This window comes from Sphingopyxis sp. NJF-3 (assembly GCF_053514865.1).
This window is the reverse complement of sequence record NZ_CM130726.1, coordinates 571,938-589,638: the sequence shown is the minus strand read 5'-3', so window position 1 is coordinate 589,638 and position 17,701 is coordinate 571,938. Positions and strand designations below refer to the sequence as shown.

Annotated in this window: 19 protein-coding genes; 7 read left to right on the top strand and 12 right to left on the bottom strand. The window is 68.0% G+C overall.

Features of this window, described 5'->3' with window-relative positions; genetic code table 11:
* Positions 1-22: 22 nt before the first annotated feature.
* From ACOTSS_RS02675 to panB, 3 genes are all read right to left on the bottom strand, one after another.
* Positions 23-1,354: an outer membrane protein assembly factor BamB family protein gene (locus ACOTSS_RS02675; protein WP_448690002.1), complete on the bottom strand. Its 1,332-nt coding sequence runs from the start codon at positions 1,352-1,354 to the stop codon at positions 23-25.
* Position 1,355: 1 nt separating this feature from the next.
* Complete coding sequence (locus ACOTSS_RS02670; protein WP_448690001.1) at positions 1,356-2,126, bottom strand: tetratricopeptide repeat protein; 771 nt, start codon at positions 2,124-2,126, stop codon at positions 1,356-1,358.
* Between the two features lie 109 nt (positions 2,127-2,235).
* The gene (panB, locus tag ACOTSS_RS02665; protein ID WP_448690000.1) at positions 2,236-3,099 is read right to left on the bottom strand and encodes a 3-methyl-2-oxobutanoate hydroxymethyltransferase; all 864 of its coding nucleotides are present in this window, start codon (positions 3,097-3,099) and stop codon (positions 2,236-2,238) included.
* Positions 3,100-3,217: 118 nt separating this feature from the next.
* Between panB and ACOTSS_RS02660 the strand changes: the two genes are divergently transcribed.
* Together ACOTSS_RS02660 and ACOTSS_RS02655 are read left to right on the top strand one after the other, a co-directional pair.
* Entirely contained in the window at positions 3,218-3,433 is a 216-nt protein-coding gene (locus ACOTSS_RS02660; protein ID WP_448689999.1) for a helix-turn-helix transcriptional regulator, read from the top strand.
* A 59-nt stretch (positions 3,434-3,492) separates the two neighbouring features.
* Positions 3,493-4,272: a dienelactone hydrolase family protein gene (locus ACOTSS_RS02655; RefSeq protein ID WP_448689998.1), complete on the top strand. Its 780-nt coding sequence runs from the start codon at positions 3,493-3,495 to the stop codon at positions 4,270-4,272.
* Positions 4,273-4,276: 4 nt separating this feature from the next.
* Here ACOTSS_RS02655 and ACOTSS_RS02650 read toward each other — a convergent pair whose 3' ends face one another.
* From ACOTSS_RS02650 to ACOTSS_RS02635, 4 genes are all read right to left on the bottom strand, one after another.
* Complete coding sequence (locus tag ACOTSS_RS02650; protein WP_448689997.1) at positions 4,277-5,215, bottom strand: aldo/keto reductase; 939 nt, start codon at positions 5,213-5,215, stop codon at positions 4,277-4,279.
* On the bottom strand, positions 5,212-6,288 hold the full coding sequence (locus ACOTSS_RS02645; RefSeq protein WP_448689996.1) for a glycerophosphodiester phosphodiesterase: 1,077 nt from the start codon (positions 6,286-6,288) through the stop codon (positions 5,212-5,214). The genes ACOTSS_RS02650 and ACOTSS_RS02645 overlap by 4 nt, the downstream gene beginning before the upstream one ends.
* A complete protein-coding gene (locus ACOTSS_RS02640; RefSeq protein ID WP_448689995.1) occupies positions 6,285-6,635 on the bottom strand; it encodes an ArsC family reductase in 351 nt (116 codons plus the stop codon). Before ACOTSS_RS02640 ends, ACOTSS_RS02645 begins: the two co-directional genes overlap by 4 nt.
* A gap of 262 nt (positions 6,636-6,897) precedes the next feature.
* Entirely contained in the window at positions 6,898-7,575 is a 678-nt protein-coding gene (locus ACOTSS_RS02635; RefSeq protein WP_448689994.1) for a Crp/Fnr family transcriptional regulator, read from the bottom strand.
* Positions 7,576-7,845: 270 nt separating this feature from the next.
* Between ACOTSS_RS02635 and ACOTSS_RS02630 the strand changes: the two genes are divergently transcribed.
* A complete protein-coding gene (locus ACOTSS_RS02630; RefSeq protein WP_448689993.1) occupies positions 7,846-9,219 on the top strand; it encodes a class II 3-deoxy-7-phosphoheptulonate synthase in 1,374 nt (457 codons plus the stop codon).
* Between the two features lie 131 nt (positions 9,220-9,350).
* Here the strand turns inward: ACOTSS_RS02630 and ACOTSS_RS02625 are convergent, their stop codons facing one another.
* Both ACOTSS_RS02625 and ACOTSS_RS02620 read right to left on the bottom strand, forming a co-directional pair.
* Complete coding sequence (locus ACOTSS_RS02625) at positions 9,351-10,862, bottom strand: M28 family peptidase (protein ID WP_448689992.1); 1,512 nt, start codon at positions 10,860-10,862, stop codon at positions 9,351-9,353.
* 201 nt (positions 10,863-11,063) lie between these two features.
* Positions 11,064-11,873, bottom strand: coding sequence for an HpcH/HpaI aldolase/citrate lyase family protein (locus ACOTSS_RS02620; protein ID WP_448689991.1), 810 nt, complete (start codon positions 11,871-11,873; stop codon positions 11,064-11,066).
* 82 nt (positions 11,874-11,955) lie between these two features.
* Here ACOTSS_RS02620 and ACOTSS_RS02615 point away from each other — a divergent pair, with 82 nt between their 5' ends.
* Complete coding sequence (locus tag ACOTSS_RS02615; RefSeq protein ID WP_095388576.1) at positions 11,956-12,870, top strand: SPFH domain-containing protein; 915 nt, start codon at positions 11,956-11,958, stop codon at positions 12,868-12,870.
* A 1-nt stretch (position 12,871) separates the two neighbouring features.
* Positions 12,872-13,318: an NfeD family protein gene (locus tag ACOTSS_RS02610; protein WP_448689990.1), complete on the top strand. Its 447-nt coding sequence runs from the start codon at positions 12,872-12,874 to the stop codon at positions 13,316-13,318.
* 45 nt (positions 13,319-13,363) lie between these two features.
* Here ACOTSS_RS02610 and ACOTSS_RS02605 read toward each other — a convergent pair whose 3' ends face one another.
* Positions 13,364-13,894, bottom strand: a complete 531-nt coding sequence (locus tag ACOTSS_RS02605; RefSeq protein ID WP_448689989.1) for a GNAT family N-acetyltransferase — start codon at positions 13,892-13,894, stop codon at positions 13,364-13,366.
* A 39-nt stretch (positions 13,895-13,933) separates the two neighbouring features.
* Entirely contained in the window at positions 13,934-14,809 is an 876-nt protein-coding gene (locus ACOTSS_RS02600) for a metal-dependent hydrolase (RefSeq protein ID WP_448689988.1), read from the bottom strand.
* Positions 14,810-14,884: 75 nt separating this feature from the next.
* Between ACOTSS_RS02600 and ACOTSS_RS02595 the strand changes: the two genes are divergently transcribed.
* Complete coding sequence (locus ACOTSS_RS02595) at positions 14,885-15,493, top strand: TetR family transcriptional regulator (protein WP_448689987.1); 609 nt, start codon at positions 14,885-14,887, stop codon at positions 15,491-15,493.
* 58 nt (positions 15,494-15,551) lie between these two features.
* On the top strand, positions 15,552-16,595 hold the full coding sequence (gene obgE, locus ACOTSS_RS02590) for a GTPase ObgE (protein ID WP_448689986.1): 1,044 nt from the start codon (positions 15,552-15,554) through the stop codon (positions 16,593-16,595).
* Here obgE and ACOTSS_RS02585 read toward each other — a convergent pair whose 3' ends face one another.
* Positions 16,596-17,657, bottom strand: coding sequence for a class I SAM-dependent methyltransferase (locus ACOTSS_RS02585; RefSeq protein ID WP_448689985.1), 1,062 nt, complete (start codon positions 17,655-17,657; stop codon positions 16,596-16,598).
* Between the last annotated feature and the right edge of the window lie 44 nt (positions 17,658-17,701).

Below are 17,701 nucleotides of genomic sequence, written 5' to 3'. Positions count from 1 at the left end.
GCCGCACGCGGCCGAGCCCCTGTTACCGCCAGGCGGTGATGCGTCCGTCGTCCGCGAGAATGTAGAGCGTCTGGTTCGCGACAACCGGGGTCTGCGACAGCGGCGTCTTGAAATCGGTCGTCGCGAGCGTCGAACCGTCGGTCGGCGAGAATTCGGCGAGCTGGCCCTCGCTGTTCACCGCGATCAGCCGTCCGCCGGCGAGAATCGGCCCCGTCCAGCGGATCGGATCCTTCTTCTTCTTTTCGGTCTCGACGCGATAGCGGCGCAACTGCTGGATCCAGCGGATCTTGCCCGACCCGCGCGCGACGCAAAGCAGCTTCGCATCGTCGGTCATCGCATAGACCCACTCGCCGACCACATAGGGGGTCGAGATGCCCGCGATCGAGATTTCCCAGGTGCGCTGGCCGGTGTTGAGCTCGTAGCTCGCCATGCGGCCGCCCTGCCCGAGCGCGAAGACACGGCCGCGGTCGATGACCGGATCGGCGTCGACATCGGTCAGGGTCGAAACCGACAGCGCCATCGAGGTGCGCGCGAGCGCATCCTCCCAGAGGTCGCGGCCGTTCTCGTAGCGATAGGCCTGAACCTCGCCCGACGAGAAGCCGGCGACGATCGTCGCTTCGCCCGCGGCGGGCGACGCCGCGCCGAACACGCTGCCCGCTTCGAGCGAAGCGGTCGCCTGCCACAGCACCGCGCCATTGGCGGCGTTGAGCGCGAGGATCTGATTGTCCTGGGTAATCACATAGACGCCCCCGAACGCGATCGTCGGCGCGCCGCGCAGCGGCCCTGCGGGCTTGACCTTCCAGATCACCGATCCGTCGCTCGCCTTGAGCGCCGCGACGTCGCCGACGCCGCTGGTCGCATAGACGATATCGCCGTCGACCGCCGCGCCGCCACCGAACAGCGAATCCTGGAAATCCTTGCCTGTGCTGCCGATCGCGGCGCTCCACAGCTTCGCGCCGGTATCGGCGGCAAAGGCCGACACGACCGCGTCGGTGTCGACGACGAACAGGCGGTTGTCGGCGACGACCGGCGACGAGGCGAGGCGCTGCTTCTTGGTGCTGCCCGCGATCGTCGCGGTCCACGCCTGACTGCGCGAGGCCGCGAGCGCGAGGTGGCCCATCGATTTCGACGCATTGCCGCCCGACTGCGCCCAGGCGGCGTTGACCACCGGTTCGGGCAACACGACCGCGGTCTCGGCGAGCGCGGGATCGACCTTGATGCTGTTGTCGTTCGACAGGATGGAGATGCGATCGCCGACGGTCGGAGTCTTTGGCCCGCCATTGCCCTTGAGCACGCCGCAGGCCGCGAGCGGCAGCGTCAGCAGCGCCGCGTAGAATACATACCGGCTTTTCATCCTATTTGGCTTCCTCACTCTTCGCGGCCGCTGCCTTGGGCGCGGCATCACCTTTCGTTTCGGCTGCTGCGCTGTCGGTCGCACGGTCCGCGACCGCGTCGACACCCAGCATCCCCGCCATCTGAACGGCGCGAGACTGCAGCGACTGGGGAATATCGGGCAATTTGGCGATGCGGCCATAAAGCGCGCCCGCCTGATCGAACTGGCCGAGCTGATAATGCGCGATCGCGCTCAGCTCGGCGGCGCTCGCGAACCAGCTCGACGCCGGGTCCTTGGCATCGACCATCGGCTTCATGCGCGCGATGACCGTTTGGGGTTTCAGCGTGTCATATTCGAAGGCGGTCTGGCGGATGAGCGCGAGGTCGCGCAGCGCCTGGTCGGCCTTTGTATCGCCCGCGACCTTCGCCATCAGCGCGGCCGCCGCCTTGAGGTCGCCCGTCTGCGCTTTCAGATTCGCCTGCTGGATCAGCGCCGCGGCGCGATAGGCAGGGCCGCCGTCGGCGATCAGCTTGTCGAGCTCGGCGGACGCGGCGCGCGGCTGGCTGGTCTTCGCCTTGTCGAACGCCGCGAGCAGCGCTTCGGCCTGTTCGCCGCGTTTCGCTTCCTGCGTGTGATTCCAGAACAGATAGCCGCCGAAGGCCAGCACCGCCGCGATCACCGCGACGACGATCCAGCGTCCGTAATCCTTCCAGATCGAATCGAGCCGGTCCTTGCGGACGGCTTCGTCGACTTCCTGCAACAGCGCGGCATTATTGGTCGGGCTCAGCGCCAATCAAACCTCCATCTCGTCCATCCGGCTTTCGGGCACGCGTCCCGCCGGTCGCCTCCTTAGCGGTGGCACCGGAAAAGGCCAAGCGATTCACTCGATCCGCGGCGGCGCGTCAACCGGCGTAGATCTGATCCTCGGTCGGGAATGAACGGGACCTGACCTGGTCCGCATATTCCTGGACGGCGCCGCTGACGACGCCCGCCATGTCCTGATAACGCTTCACGAATTTGGGGACACGTTCGAACATGCCGAGCATGTCGTCGGTCACCAGCACCTGCCCGTCGCATTGCGCCGAGGCGCCGATGCCGATCGTCGGGCAGGCGACCTTGTTGGTGATCTCGACCGCGATCGATTCGAGCACGCCCTCGATGACGATCGAAAAGGCGCCGGCCTGCGCGACCGCGATCGCATCCTCGACGATCGAGCGGGCTTCCTCGTCGCTCTTGCCGCGCACGCCATAGCCGCCGAGGATGTTGACCGCCTGCGGGGTCAGCCCGACATGGCCCATCACCGGAATGCCGCGCTGGGTCAGGAATTCGATCGTCGGGGCGAGCACTTTGCCGCCCTCGACCTTGACCGCGGCGGCGCCGGTTTCCTTGAGCAGCCGCGCGGCATTGTCGAACGCCTGCTGGGGGCTGCCCTCATAGCTGCCGAAGGGCATGTCGACGATGACCGCGGCGTGATAGCTGCCGCGCACGACCGCCGCGCCGTGCAGCGACATCATGTCCATCGTCACCCCGACCGTGTGCGGCAGGCCGTAGATCACCTGCGCGAGCGAATCGCCGACGAGCAGCATGTCGCAATGCGGGTCGAGAAGCTGCGCCATGCGGACGGTGTAGGCGGTCAGCATGACGAGCGGCTCGCCACCCTTGCGCTGGCGAATCCGCGGCACCGTCAGCCGCTTCATCGGCTGCGGCGTCGGATTGGCGCGGCTGGTGGAGGTGGGAAGGGTGAGCGTCTTGGGGAGCGTGGACATGGCTCGCGGCTTAGACCCGAATGTTGCAGTGCAAAAGCGGTTCCACCGTTTGTGTATTTCTTATTTTACTCTATGTTAGATATATATAACATTTACACAGATCACAGAGAGGATCGACGTGGCGAGGCCACCCTTCACCAACGACATCCGCACATTGCGCTTTCTGGCCGGCGAGATGACGCAGGGCGAACTCGGCGAGCGGGTCGGCGTGACGCGCCAGACGATCGCGGCGATCGAGCAGGGCAAATATTCGCCGTCGCTCGAAGCCGCCTTCCGTATCGCGCGCGTCTTCGGCCGGCCGCTCGAGGCGGTGTTCCGGTGGGACGAGGGCTGAGGCCCGACTTGGTCGGCAGCGCGATCGGGCGTAAAAGAGCGGGCGGAAAGGACTCCGCCATGCGCTCGCTGACGCTACTCTGCCTGCCTCTCTTCCTCTCCGTGGCACCCGCCGGGGCGCAGGACGCGCTTCCCGTCGACCTGCACCTGATCCCTGCTACCGCCGATACGAAACCGCGCCCGTGGGCGATCTTCTTCCCGCGCGCCGAAGGCATCGGAAAACTCGCGCCCGGCAATCAATATGCCGACCTCGCCGCCTTCCTGAACCAGCGCGGGATCGACGTGCTGGTCGTCGACGACGATGCGGCGCTCAAGCGGCTGAAGCCGCCGGGATCGGCGGGCGAGAAGCGGGCGGCGATCGCCATCGACGCGCTCGCCAGGCTGCGCGCCGCGGGCCGCTTCGACATGCGCTGCCCCGGCGTCGCCGTCGGCTGGTCGCGCGGCGGCGAGGGCGCGCTGACGCTCGCCTCGACGCCGGGCGGCCCCGACAGCGGCTTTCGCGCCGCGATCGTCTATTACCCCTCGGTGCGCGGCCAGCCCTCGCCCTGGCCGCAACGGTTGCCGGTGCTGGCGCTGCAAGGCACGGACGACGGCACCGCACCCGCGAAACGGCTCGAAGCACTCGCGGCGACCCGCGTCCGCAATCCCGAATATCCGTTCGTTCTCAACCTCTATCCCGGTGCCGGGCACCGCTTCGACGTCGCGCACCCGGTCGACGATCCCGGCAGCACCAGGGCGCCCGGCGATTTCAACGCCGCCGCGCATAAGGCGGCGCTGGAGGCGATCGACGCCTTCCTGACCGAGCGCGCGATCGGCGGCGCAAGCTGCGCGCTCGACTAGGCGACTAGGCCTTGCCGGCCCCGGTCAGCGCCGCGAGCTGCTCCGGCGACAGGCGCAGGGCCTCGCTCCCCATGATCTCGTCGAGCTGTTCGACGCTCGTCGCGCTCGCGATCGGCGCGGTGACGCCGGGCTGGACCGCGACCCAGGCGAGCGCGATCTGGGGCAGCGTCGCGCCGGTTTCGCCCGCGATCCGTTCCATCGCCGCAAGCACCGCCGGCCCGCGTCCCTCCATATAAGGCTGGACGCGCGCACCGCGGGGGCTCTTCGACAGATCGCCCGCATCGCGATACTTGCCCGATAGATAGCCCGAGGCGAGGCTGAAATAGGTGACGACGCCCAGCCCCTCGGCGATGCACAGTTCCTGCAGCGCGCCCTCATATTGATCGCGGTCGAGCAGGTTGAGCTCGGGCTGCATCACCGTGAAGCGCGGCAACCCCGTCTCTGCCGACACGCGCAGCGCCTCGGCAAGCCGCTCGGCCGAATAGTTGGACGCGCCGATCGCGCGCACGGTGCCCGCATCGACCAGCTCGCCGAACGCGCCGAGCATTTCATCGAGCGGCACGTCGGGATCGTCCTTGTGCGCGAAATAGAGGTCGATGACGTCGACGCCGAGCCGGTCGAGCGAGCCCTGCACCGCCGCGCGGATGCGGTCGGGTTTCAGCCCGCCCTCCATCATCCCGACCTTGGTCGCGATGAGGATCCGGTCGCGCGCGCCGCTCGCCTTCAGCCATTCGCCCATCATGGTTTCCGATTCGCCGCCCTTGTGGCCCGGCACCCACGCCGAATAGACGTCGGCGGTGTCGATCATCCCGCCGCCGCGCTCGACGAAGCGGTCGAGCACCGCGAAGCTCGCGGCGCGGTCGGCGGTCATGCCGAAGACGTTGCCGCCGAGGACGAAGGGGCGGACGGCAAGGCCGCTCCGGCCCAAAGCGCGTTCGGTCATCGCGTTTCTCCTTGTTTCGCCGCGGGAACGGCCTCGCGGGGATTGTCGCTGAACAGGCCGTCGATGCCGGTCTTCAGATAAACGCGGATCTCGGCAGCCAGGTCGCCGTGCCCGGCGGGATTGATGCCGCCCTTGTCGGCGAACGGCAGGAAGTAATTTTCACGGCGGAAGGTCCACGGATGCACCTTGAGCCCCGCGGCATGCGCGTCGCGCACGAGCGAGGTCGGCTCGCCGAGCGTTCCGAGCGCGCCGCTCGGGATGACCATGTCCTTGTTCGGCCCGATGCCGTCGGCATAGGCAGCGACGGCCTTCAGCCCCGCGGGCGTCGCCATCGCGGCATAGCTCGATTTCGGATCGTCGGCCGGCCCGCCCTCGCCGTCCATCAGCTGGATCAGCGGCAGGTCGCTCTTCGCCCGGATCGCCTTCAGATTGCCGACCTCGAAGCTCTGGATGAACACCGGCGCGGCGCGGCCGCGATAGCCGTATCGGTCGAGCAGCGCGAGCATGGGCCCCTCGTGCGGCAGGCCGATCGCGGCGAAATAACTCGGATGCTTGGTCTCGGGATAGACGCCGACCCGATGCGCGCGCCCCTTGTTGACGCGGGCGAGAAGGTCGAGAATCTCCTCGAAGGTCGGAATCGCGAACTTGCCGTCGTTGGCCGTCCCGCGCAGCTTCGGGATGCGCTCCTTCGCGCGCAGCGTCTTCAATTCGGCAAGGGTGAAATCCTCGGTGAACCAGCCCGTGACCTCCTTGCCGTCGATCCGCTTGGTCGCTTTTCGGTTCGCATATTCGGGATGATCGGCAACGTCGGTCGTCTCCGAAATCTCATTCTCGTGCCGCGCGACGAGCACCCCGTCCTTCGTCAGCACCAGATCGGGCTCGATGAAGTCGGCGCCCTGCTCGATCGCCAGCTCATAGCTCGCGAGCGTATGCTCGGGCCGCTCGCCCGACGCGCCGCGATGCGCGATGACGATCGGCGGCTTGCCGCCCAGCGTAGGCTCCGCCGCCATCGGCTCAGCCCCGCAGCCCGCGAGCGCCAGCAGCGCGAGCGACGCGGCGCGCCAGCGCCTCATGCCGCAAAGCGGGCCTGCCAGTCACTCTCGGAAAATCCGACGCTGACGCCGTCCGCCGCCTCCACCACCGGGCGGCGGATCATTGCCGGCTGGTCCAGCATCAGCGCCTTGGCCTTCGCCGCGTCGAGCCCCGCCTTGTCGGCATCGGGCAGCTTGCGAAAGGTCGTTCCGCCCTTGTTGAGCAGCTTTTCCCAGCCGACCGCGTCGATCCAGCCCTGCAGCTTCGCGGGATCGAGCCCGTCCTTGCGGAAATCGTGGAAGCGATAGGAAACGCCCGCGCCGTCCAGCCAGCGCCGCGCCTTCTTCACCGTGTCACAGTTACTGATTCCGAACACGGTTAACGTCATTTTCGTTTCCTTCGAAGCCATGCTCGCGCTGAGCGAGGGAAAAAATAGGCGCACCCCAAGATGCTGGCTCCGGCGATAGCAAGAATGCAGTTCGTGGCGAAGGCACTCGCTGAAATCAATGCGCTCAGATTTGCTCCAGCCAGCAGCACGCAAACGAAGGCGAACAAGGAGATGACTGATCCCAGATGGATCTTTCTCTCCATCATGCCAGCCTGCTCTTCGTGATTTTCTTGTCTACGAGAGTCAGTGCCATCTTGCGACTCTAGGAGAGCGGCGGCATGTCGGCAATGCGCGTGTTGGCGCTCGCCAATTTGCCGCGCAGCGCGCGCGCGAAGCCCTGGTGCAGCGCCGCAGCGATGTCGGGATTGGCGGCGAGATAGGCGCGCAGCGCCGCCGCGGGCACGAACCACAGCCGCGCGTTGGTGGTCAGCGTGACCGTGCCCGTCGCATGCGCGCCGTCGAGCACCGTCGCCTCGCCGATCAGCGCGCCGTCGGTCAGCGTCCCGACCTCCGCGCCGTCGCGCTGAATCAGCGCGCGGCCTTCGGCGAGGTAGAAGAGGCTGGGCGCCGCCTGATTCTCGCGGATCAGCACCTCGCCGCGCTTGGCCGAAATCCAGTGCCCCTGGTCGATCAGGCGCCGGACGCCGGCGGGGCCGAGATCGGCGAAGTGCAGCGCGCGCAGCGCCTGTTCCTCGGGCGAGAAGCGGATGCCGGCGTCGCGCAGCCAGCCGCGCGCCGCGAGCGCGCCGTTCACCGCCAGGATCGCCAGCAACAGCAGCGCGTAGCCGACGCCATGCCAGGTGAAGACCGCGATCGGCAGCGCGAGCAGCGCCGCAACGGCGACGCCCAGGCGCACCTGCTCGATCCGCGCGGCAAAGCAGGTCGCCAGCAGCAACAACAGGGCGCCATAGCCGAACAAGGCGGGATTGAAATTCGCCATAGCTATATCGTTTCGCGTCGCTGCCTGGTGGTTAGGACACTTAGATATATAAGGTTACCGATTACCGAACGCTCGACGCAACCCCGATCCGGCACTCCCCTGCCGTCCGCCACCCCTTCGGGAGCGGCAGCAAATTAGCAGTTTCCGCGCCTCAAGAAAAGCATAGGTGCGCAAAAGCGCGGACAATGCTAATTTCCTTGCCCTTGCTTCCCCGGTGCGTTCGCGCCAAGGCAGCGCGCGATTCGGGTTTTGATGCAGAAGACGATAGAGATGACGAAAACATGGCAACCGCATAGCTGGCGTTCGCACGAGGCGCGCCAGCTCCCCACCTACGCCGACGGCGCCGCGCTCGAGGCGGCCGAACGCGAGCTCGCAAGCTATCCGCCGCTCGTCTTCGCCGGCGAAGCGCGCGAACTGACGAACGAGCTCGCGCGCGTCGCGGAGGGCAAGGCCTTCCTGCTCCAGGGCGGCGACTGCGCAGAGAGCTTTGCGGAATTCCACCCGAACAACATCCGCGACACCTTCCGCGTCCTCCTACAGATGGCGGTCGTGCTGACTTTCGCGTCGAAGATGCCGGTGGTGAAGCTCGGCCGCATGGCGGGCCAGTTCGCCAAGCCGCGCTCGGCCGACATGGAAGATGTCGATGGCATCTCGCTGCCCAGCTATCGCGGCGACATCATCAACGACATCGGCTTCGAGGCGAAGGGCCGCGAGCCCGACCCGGCGCGCATGGTCAAGGCGTACAACCAGTCGGCGGCGACGCTCAACCTGCTGCGCGCCTTCGCGAACGGCGGTTACGCCAATCTGCACCAGGTCAACGCCTGGACGCACGATTTCATGGACCGCAGCCCGTGGGCGAAGAAATATCAGGAAACCGCCGCGCGCATTTCCGAAGCGCTCGCCTTCATGGAAGCCTGCGGCGTGACCCCCGAAACCGTCCCGCAGATCAAGGGCACCAGCTTCTACACCAGCCACGAGGCGCTGCTGCTTCCCTATGAGCAGGCGCTCACGCGGCAGGACAGCCTGACCGGCGGCTGGTACGACACGTCGGGCCACATGCTGTGGGTCGGCGACCGCACCCGCTTCGAAGGGTCGGCGCATATCGAATATCTGCGCGGCATCGGCAACCCGGTCGGCATGAAGTGCGGGCCGACCCTCGAGCCCGACGCGCTGCTGCGCCTGCTCGACACGCTAAACCCCGGCCATGTGCCCGGCCGCATGACGCTGATCACCCGCTACGGCCACGACAAGATCGAGGCCCATCTGCCGAAGCTGGTGCGCGCGGTGAAGGAATCGGGCCACCCCGTCGTCTGGTCGTGCGATCCGATGCACGGCAACGTCATCAAGACGCCCAACGGCTACAAGACGCGACCCTTCGAGCGCATCCTCGCCGAAGTGCGCGGCTTCTTCGCCGTGCACCGCGCCGAGGGGACGCATGGCGGCGGCATCCATATCGAGATGACCGGCCAGAACGTCACCGAATGCACCGGCGGCGCGATGGACGTGACCCAGATGGACCTCGCCGACCGCTATCATACCCACTGCGACCCGCGCCTCAACGCGGGGCAGAGCCTGGAGCTGGCCTTCCTGCTGGCCGAGATGCTCAACCAGGAAATGAGCGAGCGGGCGAAGCAGGCGGCGTAAACTCAACTCACCTGCCTTCCGCATCCCCGAGCGAAGACGAGGGGCATTGCCGAGCGAAGTCGAGGCCCGCAGCGCCCTAGCTTCTCGCTTCGCTCGAAGAAGCCCCTCGTCTTCGCTCGGGGATGCGGTGATTAATTTTCGGCGTTGCCCGCCCATCGCTTCGTATCGGCGAACGCCCGCCCGAGCGCGACGTGCAAGTCGGCATCCTCCGCCGCGCCGCCGAGCGGCACCTTGTCGGTGAAATTGTCGCCCGGGCCGTGATAGTCGCTGCCGAGGAACGCCTCGAGCAGCCCCATGTCGGAAAAGCTGCCACCCACCATCAGCGCGGGGACGTCCTTCGCGCCGAGCGCCCAGCCGTCCTGCCGCTGGACGAAGGCGTCGGCCTCGCCGTCGGTGTCGATCCGGCGCCCGAGCTTGGTCGCGACATCGCGCACCATCGCGTCATAGGCGGGGCGGCCGCGGCCGATCGTCGCGACCGGCGTGCCGCGCGGCGAGATGGCGATGGTGTCGATGTTGAGCGCGACGGTGATGTCGCCGAGCGGGACCACCGGATGATCGGCGAAATAATAGGCGCCGAGCAGCCCCTTCTCCTCGGCGGTGGTCGCGAGGAAATAGATGTCGCGGTCGGGGCGCGGCCCGCTCGCGAGCCGCTTCGCGACCTCGATCAGCACCGCGATCCCGCTCGCATTGTCGACCGCGCCGTTGCAGATGCGGTCGGCCGCTCCTTCGGGACGGCAGAGGCCGAGATGGTCCCAGTGGCCGAGGAACAGCACCGCCTTGCCGTCGGGCTTCGCGCCGGGCAGCTTCGCGATCACATTGTTGCTGGCGAAGGGCCGCACGGTCGAGGTCGCCGCGAAATCGGCAGTCACCGGCAGCGCGATGCCGCGATAGTCGGGCGCCTTCGCCGCCTCGCGCAGCGCGCCGCCGTCCTGCCCCGCACGCGCGAACAGCGCATCAGACGCCTCGAGCGACAGGAAGCCGCTGATCGCCGGTCCCTGGCTCGCCTCCTCGGCGGGCCGCACCGTCTTGCCGGCGAGCGCGCCGCGAAGCTGCGCCCAGGGCACGGCGTCGGTCGCGACCACCAGCACCGCCGCGGCGCCCGCCTCGGCGAGCATCCGCCGTCGCTCGCGGTAGCGCGGCGGCTTGTCGCCATAGGGCGGATTGTCGAACAGCATGATCGCGAGCTTGCCCTTGACGTCGGTCGCGACCTTGCCCGCGCCGTCGATGCCATAGCCGACGAACACCGCGGGCACGTCATTCAGCGTCACCGCGGGGTCGCGGCCGGTCAGGATGATGCCGTCATCCTCCAGCGCGAAGTCGCGGCCGTGGACGCGCAGCCTGGCGCTGCCCGAGACCGCCTCGCTCTCGACCAGCGGCACCGGCTGCAGCCACGGCGTCGCGCTGCCCGGCACGGCTTCGAGCCCGGCCTTCGCCCATTCGCCGACGATATAGGCGATCGTGCGGTCCTCGCCCTCGGTGCCCGGCGCCCGCCCCTCGAAGGCGTCGCCCGCCAGGATGCGGATATGCTCGGCCAGCTGCGCTTCGGTGACGGGAGTGTCGGCGTCCCTGGCGAAGGCGGCGGGGGCCGCGAAAGCGGTGAAGGCGATGGCCGCGACGGCGGCGCGAAGGGCTGTCTTCTGCATGGATCGGCCGCATGACATGGACCGCCGGGGGAGGCAAGGCGCGTTCGTCGAACGACGAATGGTGCACTGATAAGCCCTCCCCTTCAGGGGAGGGCAGCGAGACTTGGCAGCTTGCGGCCTAGTCGCAGCGGGTGGGGGCCATCGGCCTTGCGCAAGGCCGATGGCCCCACCCCAACCCCTCCCCTGAAGGGGAGGGGCTTGTCAGCGCCCCGCCCGCTCCAGCAGCGCCCTCGCCGCGGCGACGTGCATGTCCTCGATCATCCGTCCTTCGTGCCGCTGCGCGCCGCCGGTCGCCGCCGCGACCAGCGCCTCGGCGACGGCGATCTCGCGCTCCGATGGCGCGAAAGCGCCGTTGCACGGATCGACCTGCGACGGGTGGATCAGTGTCTTGCCGTCGAAGCCCAGCCGCCGTCCTTCGCCGGCCTCGGCGGCGAAACCCGGCGCGTCGTCGATCGCGTTGTAGACGCCGTCGAAGCACCAGACGCCGCCCGCGCGCGCGGCGAGGACGATCGCCTGGATCGCATGGCCCATCGCGCCGCGGTCCGTACCGTCCGGAAGCCGCAACTCGTGCGCGAGATCGTTGAGCCCGGCGATCAGCCCGCGCGTCGCGGGGTCGGCGGCGATGGCGCGCGCGGCATAGATGGCGGCGGGGCTCTCGATCATCGCGAGCAGCGGCAGCCCGAGCCCGCGCGCCGGGTCGAGATCGGTGGGCGCGTCGACCTTGGGCAGCACGACCGCGTCGAGCGCCAGCCCCGCGACCGCGCCGAGGTCGGCGGCCTGATGCGCGCTGCCGCTGCCGTTGATCCGCACCGCCACCCGCTTTCCGGCAAAGCCCGCCGTCACCGCCGCGCGCATCGCCTCGCGCGCATCGGCCTTGCGGTCTTCGGGCACCGCATCCTCGAGGTCGATGATCAGCATGTCGGCGGCAAGCGCATGCGCCTTTTCGAGCGCGCGGGCGTTGGATGCGGGAACGTAGAGGAGCGAGCGCGGAGCGAAATCGGCCTGTGTCATGCGCTTTTCTGTGGCGCAGCCGCGCCATAGCCGCAATAAGGAAGGCGGTTTACGCGGACGATTTTGCGGGAGGGGATGGTCTATGTATTTCGCGATCGCGCTGGTGGTGCTGGCGCTCGTCTTCCTGATCTGGGCGCTGACGCCGGTGCGGCAGGGCTATGCCTATACGATCGAACGCTTCGGCCGCTACACGCACACCGCGCAGCCGGGACTCAACTTCATCATGCCGATCTTCGACCGCGTCGGGCGCAAGGTGAACATGATGGAGCAGGTGCTCGACATTCCGGGGCAGGAGATCATCACCAAGGACAATGCGATGGTCGCGGTCGACGGCGTCGTCTTCTTCCAGGTGCTCGACGCCGCGAAGGCGGCCTATGAGGTCAGCGACCTTTATCTCGCGATCATGAACCTGACGACGACGAACCTGCGCACCGTCATGGGCTCGATGGACCTCGACGCGACGCTGTCGAAGCGCGACGAGATCAACGTCCGGCTGCTGCACGTCGTCGACGATGCGACGACGCCGTGGGGGGTGAAGATCACCCGCGTCGAGATCAAGGACATCCGCCCGCCCGCCGACATCTCGAACGCGATGGCGCGCCAGATGAAGGCCGAGCGCGAAAAGCGCGCCGTGATCCTCGAGGCCGAAGGGTCGCGTGCCTCCGAAATCCTGCGCGCCGAGGGCGAGAAGCAGGGCCAGATCCTGCAGGCCGAGGGGCGCCGCGAGGCCGCGTTCCGCGACGCCGAGGCGCGCGAGCGGCAGGCCGAAGCCGAGGCCAAGGCGACGCAGATGGTCTCCGATGCGATCGCGAGCGGCAATACGCAGGCGATCAACTATTTCGTCGCGCAGAAATATGTCGACGCGGTGAGCCAGTTCGCGACCAGCCCGAACAGCAAGACCATCCTGTTCCCGGTCGAGGCGACGCAGCTGATCGGCACGCTGGGCGGCATCGGCGAACTCGCGCGCGACGCGCTCGACCGCAAGGCGGGGGGCTGACATGCCCGACTGGCTGACGAACATGGAGCCGCACTGGGCGTGGCTGTCGCTCGGCGTGCTGCTCGCCGCGGCGGAGATCGTCGCGCCGGGCTTCTTCCTGATCTGGATCGGCGCCGCGGCGATCGTCACCGGCGTGATTGCGTGGGTCGTCCCGCTCAGCATCCCGCTCCAGCTCGGCATCTTCGCGATCCTGTCCTTCGTTGCCCTCTACGGCGGGCGGCGCTGGCTGAAGGCGAACCCGATCACCTCGGCGGACCCGCACCTCAACCAGCGCGCCGGGCGGCTGGTCGGCGAGGTGCTGACCGTGACCCAGGCGATCGAGGACGGCCGCGGCCGCGCCAAGGTCGGCGACGGCGAATGGCCGGTGCGCGGGCCTGACGTGGCCGAAGGCGCCAAGGTCCGCGTCGTCAGCGCCGACGGCGGGGTGCTGGTGGTGGAGGCGGCCTGACGGAAACGCGTCGCCCTCGCGAAGGCGGGGGCGACGATGATTATCTTATCCCCCACGCGGCCGCGAATAGATCGCCACCACTTCGCCCAGCGCGTCGCTTTCGCCGATGCGCCGGAAGCCGAGCTTTGCCGCGACCCGCTCCGACGCCACATGCCCCGGATCGATGATGCAGCGCACGTCGGCCGTCTCGAGATGCGCGTCGGCCCAGCCAAGCGCGGCGGTCATCGCCTCGGTCGCATAGCCCGCGCCCCAATGATCGGCGTCGAAGGCCCAGCCCGCCTCGGGAACGCCTTCGAGTTCGGGGATGCCGCGGCCAAAATAGCTGAGCCCGCCCATGCCCACCAACCGGTCGGCCGCACGGTCGGCGAACACCCAATAGCCAAAGCCCATCACCGGCCACAGCCCGGCGGCGCCCAGGAATTTGCTCCAGCTGACATCGGGGGTGCGCGGCTCGCCGCCGATGAAGCGCGTCACGCGCGCGTCGGCCCACATCGCGATATGGTCGTCCTTGTCGGCAAGGCGCGGTTCGCGCAGGCGCAGGCGCGGCGTGTCGATGACGGGAGGCGATGCGGGCATGGCGCCGCGCTATCAGCGCGCCCCGCCGGCGGCAAGCCGTCAGGCGGCGGCCGCCACCTCGCCGCCGGGCATCACCGCATCGGCATAATCGCTTTCATATTTGCCGATCAGCGCGCGGTCGTCGTGGTTCCACGGGTGGAAGCCGGGCATGAAATAGGCGAGCCAGGGCAGGAAGCTCTTGCGCAGGATGCCGGGTTTGCCCAGCAGATACCACCAGATGCGCGCCGTCACGCGCCAGCCGGTCAGGCCGTCCTGCGCAAGCAGCGCCTTCATGCCGCGCACCCGCTTCGGCCAGAAGCGCGTCGTGATCGCCAGCATCATCAGAGACTTCGCCTTCCAGCGCCGCCAGCGGCTCCAGTCCTTCGTCGCGTGGAGCCAAGTGTCGTAGGCGACGCCCTTATGCTCGATCTCCTCGATCGCGTGCCATTTCCACAACGCGCCCCATTCGGGCTCGGCGCCCTCGTACATCCGCGCATCGCCCAGCATGATCGCCGCCATCATCGCAGTATAATGCTCAAGCGCGATCGTCGCCATCAGGTTGACGATCGGCGGGCGCTGCCGGATCAGCTCCATGACATTGTCGACATCGGCTTCGAGCGCCGACAGATCATAGCCCGCCTCGGCCGCCTTGCGGTTGAAGACGACATGCTCGCGGCTGTGGATCACTTCCTGCTGGGTGAAGGCGCGGATTTCGCGGGCGAGCTTGTCGGGCACCCCGTCACGGTGCGCCTTCACCGCCTCGATGAACATCGCCTCGCCCTTGGGAAAGGTCACCGACAGCGCGGTGTGAAAGGCCGAGGCGACCGGATCGCCGTTCAGCCACCAACGTCCCTGCCGGTCGTCGCGGCCAAAGCGCCGGTCGCGCGGGGTGATCGACAGGTCGGCGGGGGTCGGGGAGAGCGAAAGGCTGGACATATCTTCCTCACCGGCGAATAGGGGTGATGGCGCGGCGGCGCCGTAGGGGCATGTATCTAGGAATTACTTACAGTGGTGTCAATAGTAAAGAAGCGGCTCAGCCCGGAGGAAAGCCGCTCGGTCGCGCTCGAAGCGGCGCGGCAGATTCTGATCGAGAGCGGGCCACAGGCGTTGACCTTGAAGGCGGTCGCGGCGCGAATCGATCGCACCCACGCCAATCTGCTCCACCATTTCGGCAGCGCCGCGGGGCTGCAGATCGCGCTCGCGGCCTATCTGGCCGACACGGTGTGCGACACGATCGCCGCCAAGATGACCGCCTCGCCGCCGGGCGAGCGCAACGTGCGCGAGATCGTCGACCTCGCCTTCGACGCGTTCGGCAGCGGCGGCGCGGGCGCGCTCGCGACCTGGATGGCGGCAACGGGCAACGAGGGCGCGCTCGATCCCGTGATCGATGCGATCCACCGGCTGATCGACGGCATGGCGCCCGACGCGCACGAAAAGCGCCTGATGCACGAAGATACGCTCGCGCTTGTCCTGATGGCGATGGGCGACGCGCAGATGGGCGGCGCGATGGCCGAGGCGCTCGGCCTGCCGCGCGACACCGCGCGTGCGCTCGCCGCCGAGCTGATCACGGGGCGGATCGCGACCTTCTGGGCCGAGCAGAGCGGGAAGGCGGACTGCTGACCCTGCCCTTGGACGACGGTCCCTAGCCAAATCCCCGCCTTCCCCCTAAAGGGCGGCGATGCATTTCCTCGACCAGGCCAAGATCTTCATCAAGTCCGGCGACGGCGGCCCCGGCGCCGTGTCGTTCCGGCGCGAGAAATATATCGAATATGGCGGCCCCGACGGCGGCAACGGCGGCAAGGGCGGCGACGTGGTGTTCGAGGCGGTCGCCGGGCTCAACACGCTGATCGACTTTCGCTACACCCAGCATTTCAAGGCGAAGCGCGGCACCCCCGGCGCCGGGCGCGACCGCACCGGCGCGGGCGGCCCCGACCTCGTCATCCAGGTCCCCATCGGCACCCAGATTCTCGACGACGACGAGGAACGCAGCCTCCTCGCCGACCTCACCAAGGAAGGCGAGCGCATCGTCTTCCTGCGCGGGGGCGACGGCGGGCGCGGCAATGCGAGCTACAAGACCAGCACCAACCGCGCCCCGCGCCAGCACGGCCCCGGATGGCCGGGCGAGGAAATGTGGGTGTGGCTACGGCTGAAGCTGCTCGCCGACGCGGGTCTCGTCGGGCTGCCCAATGCCGGCAAGTCGACCTTCATCAACGCGGTGACCAATGCGCAGGCCAAGGTCGGCGCCTATGCCTTCACCACGCTCCGCCCGCAGCTCGGCGTCGTCAGCCACAAGGGGCACGAGTTCGTCATCGCCGACATCCCCGGCCTGATCGAGGGCGCGGCCGAAGGCGCCGGGGTCGGCGACCGCTTCCTCGGCCATATCGAGCGCTGCCGCGTGCTGCTCCATCTGGTCGACGCGAACGACGCCGATGTCGCGACCAGCTATCGCATCGTCCGCGACGAACTCGAAGCCTATGGCGCCGATCTGGTCGACAAGCCGGTGATCGTCGCCCTGAACAAGATCGACACGCTCGACGACGAGCTGATCGCGGCGCTCTCGGCCGAGCTCGCCGCCGAAAGCGGCCACAAGGTCATGGCGCTCTCGGGCGCGAGCGGCGCGGGGGTCGATGCGGTGCTCGACAAGCTGCTCGAGGCGATCGGCCATCCCGAACCGGGCGAGGACGAAAGCGAAGATGTGGGCGGCGACTGGTCGCCGATCTGATCACTGCGCTTCGAGCACCATGTTGAACGGGCCTTCGGTCGCCCGCCGCACCGTTCCAAAGCCGCCCTCGCGGATGATCTGCGACAACCGCGCCTCGCCCGCCTGCGCGCCGAGCGCCTCGCCGACCTCCTGGTCGAGCGAGGTCGGCACGCAGATCATCGTCGAGGCGTTGTAATAGAGACGCCCGACCGGATTCATATTCTCGGCGGGCGCGTCCCCCGCGATCGGCTCGACGATCATCCAGCGGCCGCCCGGTGCCAATATGCGCCGCATATGCGCGGCGCAGCCGCGGGGATCGCCCATGTCGTGCAGGCAGTCATACATAGTGATCAGGTCGAAGCCGTCCTCGGCGATTTCCTTCGCCGCGGCGACCTCGAACCGCACGCGGTCGCCATAGCCATGCGCGGCCGCATGCCGCCGCGCTTCGTCGATCGACGGCGCGTGGAAGTCGAAGCCGACGAACGCGCTCTCGGGATAGGCATCGGCCATCAGTAACGTCGAGAAGCCGACTCCGCATCCGACATCGGCGACCTTCGCGCCGCGGCGCAGCTTCGCCTCGACCCCATCCAGCGCCGGAATCCAGTTCTGGACGATATTGTTGACATAGCCCGGCCGGAAGAAGGCCCCGGTCGCGCAGAACAGGCAGCCCGCATGATCGCCCCAGCGCACGCCGGTGCCGTGGCGGAAACATTGTTCGACCTTGGGTTCGGCTTCGATCATCGCCGCGATCAGCTCGAAAGCGCCGGCCAGATAGACCGGGCTGTCGGGTTCAGCGAATATCATCGACTGTTCGGGTGAAAGGCTGAACCGATCCGACGCCGGATCATGGTCGATATAGCCGTTCGCGGCCTGGGCGAGCGCCCATTCGCGGACGTAGCGCTCGTGCAGCCCGCCGGCGCGCGACGCCAGTTCGGCCGCCGTTGCCGGTGCCTCCGCGAGCGCATCGAACAGGTCGAGCCGAAATCCCAGCCGCACCGTCGGCACGCTCATTCCGCCGCCGAGATCGCCCAGCATCTTGCCGACGAACGCGTGCAGCCTGTCTTCATCGATTGCCGTCGCCATCTATCCTCTCCTGCAAAGGGGGTGTGCGACTCTCCAGAAGGGCT

Bases quoted from the DNA above. Each gene is read 5' to 3' on its own strand.
- ACOTSS_RS02675 (WP_448690002.1), bottom strand. From the start codon at position 1,354: ATGAAAAGCCGGTATGTATTCTACGCGGCGCTGCTGACGCTGCCGCTC.
- panB (WP_448690000.1), bottom strand. From the start codon at position 3,099: ATGTCCACGCTCCCCAAGACGCTCACCCTTCCCACCTCCACCAGCCGC.
- ACOTSS_RS02655 (WP_448689998.1), top strand. From the start codon at position 3,493: ATGCGCTCGCTGACGCTACTCTGCCTGCCTCTCTTCCTCTCCGTGGCA.
- ACOTSS_RS02650 (WP_448689997.1), bottom strand. From the start codon at position 5,215: ATGACCGAACGCGCTTTGGGCCGGAGCGGCCTTGCCGTCCGCCCCTTC.
- ACOTSS_RS02645 (WP_448689996.1), bottom strand. From the start codon at position 6,288: ATGAGGCGCTGGCGCGCCGCGTCGCTCGCGCTGCTGGCGCTCGCGGGC.
- ACOTSS_RS02640 (WP_448689995.1), bottom strand. From the start codon at position 6,635: ATGACGTTAACCGTGTTCGGAATCAGTAACTGTGACACGGTGAAGAAG.
- ACOTSS_RS02635 (WP_448689994.1), bottom strand. From the start codon at position 7,575: ATGGCGAATTTCAATCCCGCCTTGTTCGGCTATGGCGCCCTGTTGTTG.
- ACOTSS_RS02630 (WP_448689993.1), top strand. From the start codon at position 7,846: ATGACGAAAACATGGCAACCGCATAGCTGGCGTTCGCACGAGGCGCGC.
- ACOTSS_RS02625 (WP_448689992.1), bottom strand. From the start codon at position 10,862: ATGCAGAAGACAGCCCTTCGCGCCGCCGTCGCGGCCATCGCCTTCACC.
- ACOTSS_RS02620 (WP_448689991.1), bottom strand. From the start codon at position 11,873: ATGACACAGGCCGATTTCGCTCCGCGCTCGCTCCTCTACGTTCCCGCA.
- ACOTSS_RS02615 (WP_095388576.1), top strand. From the start codon at position 11,956: ATGTATTTCGCGATCGCGCTGGTGGTGCTGGCGCTCGTCTTCCTGATC.
- ACOTSS_RS02610 (WP_448689990.1), top strand. From the start codon at position 12,872: ATGCCCGACTGGCTGACGAACATGGAGCCGCACTGGGCGTGGCTGTCG.
- ACOTSS_RS02605 (WP_448689989.1), bottom strand. From the start codon at position 13,894: ATGCCCGCATCGCCTCCCGTCATCGACACGCCGCGCCTGCGCCTGCGC.
- ACOTSS_RS02600 (WP_448689988.1), bottom strand. From the start codon at position 14,809: ATGTCCAGCCTTTCGCTCTCCCCGACCCCCGCCGACCTGTCGATCACC.
- obgE (WP_448689986.1), top strand. From the start codon at position 15,552: ATGCATTTCCTCGACCAGGCCAAGATCTTCATCAAGTCCGGCGACGGC.
- ACOTSS_RS02585 (WP_448689985.1), bottom strand. From the start codon at position 17,657: ATGGCGACGGCAATCGATGAAGACAGGCTGCACGCGTTCGTCGGCAAG.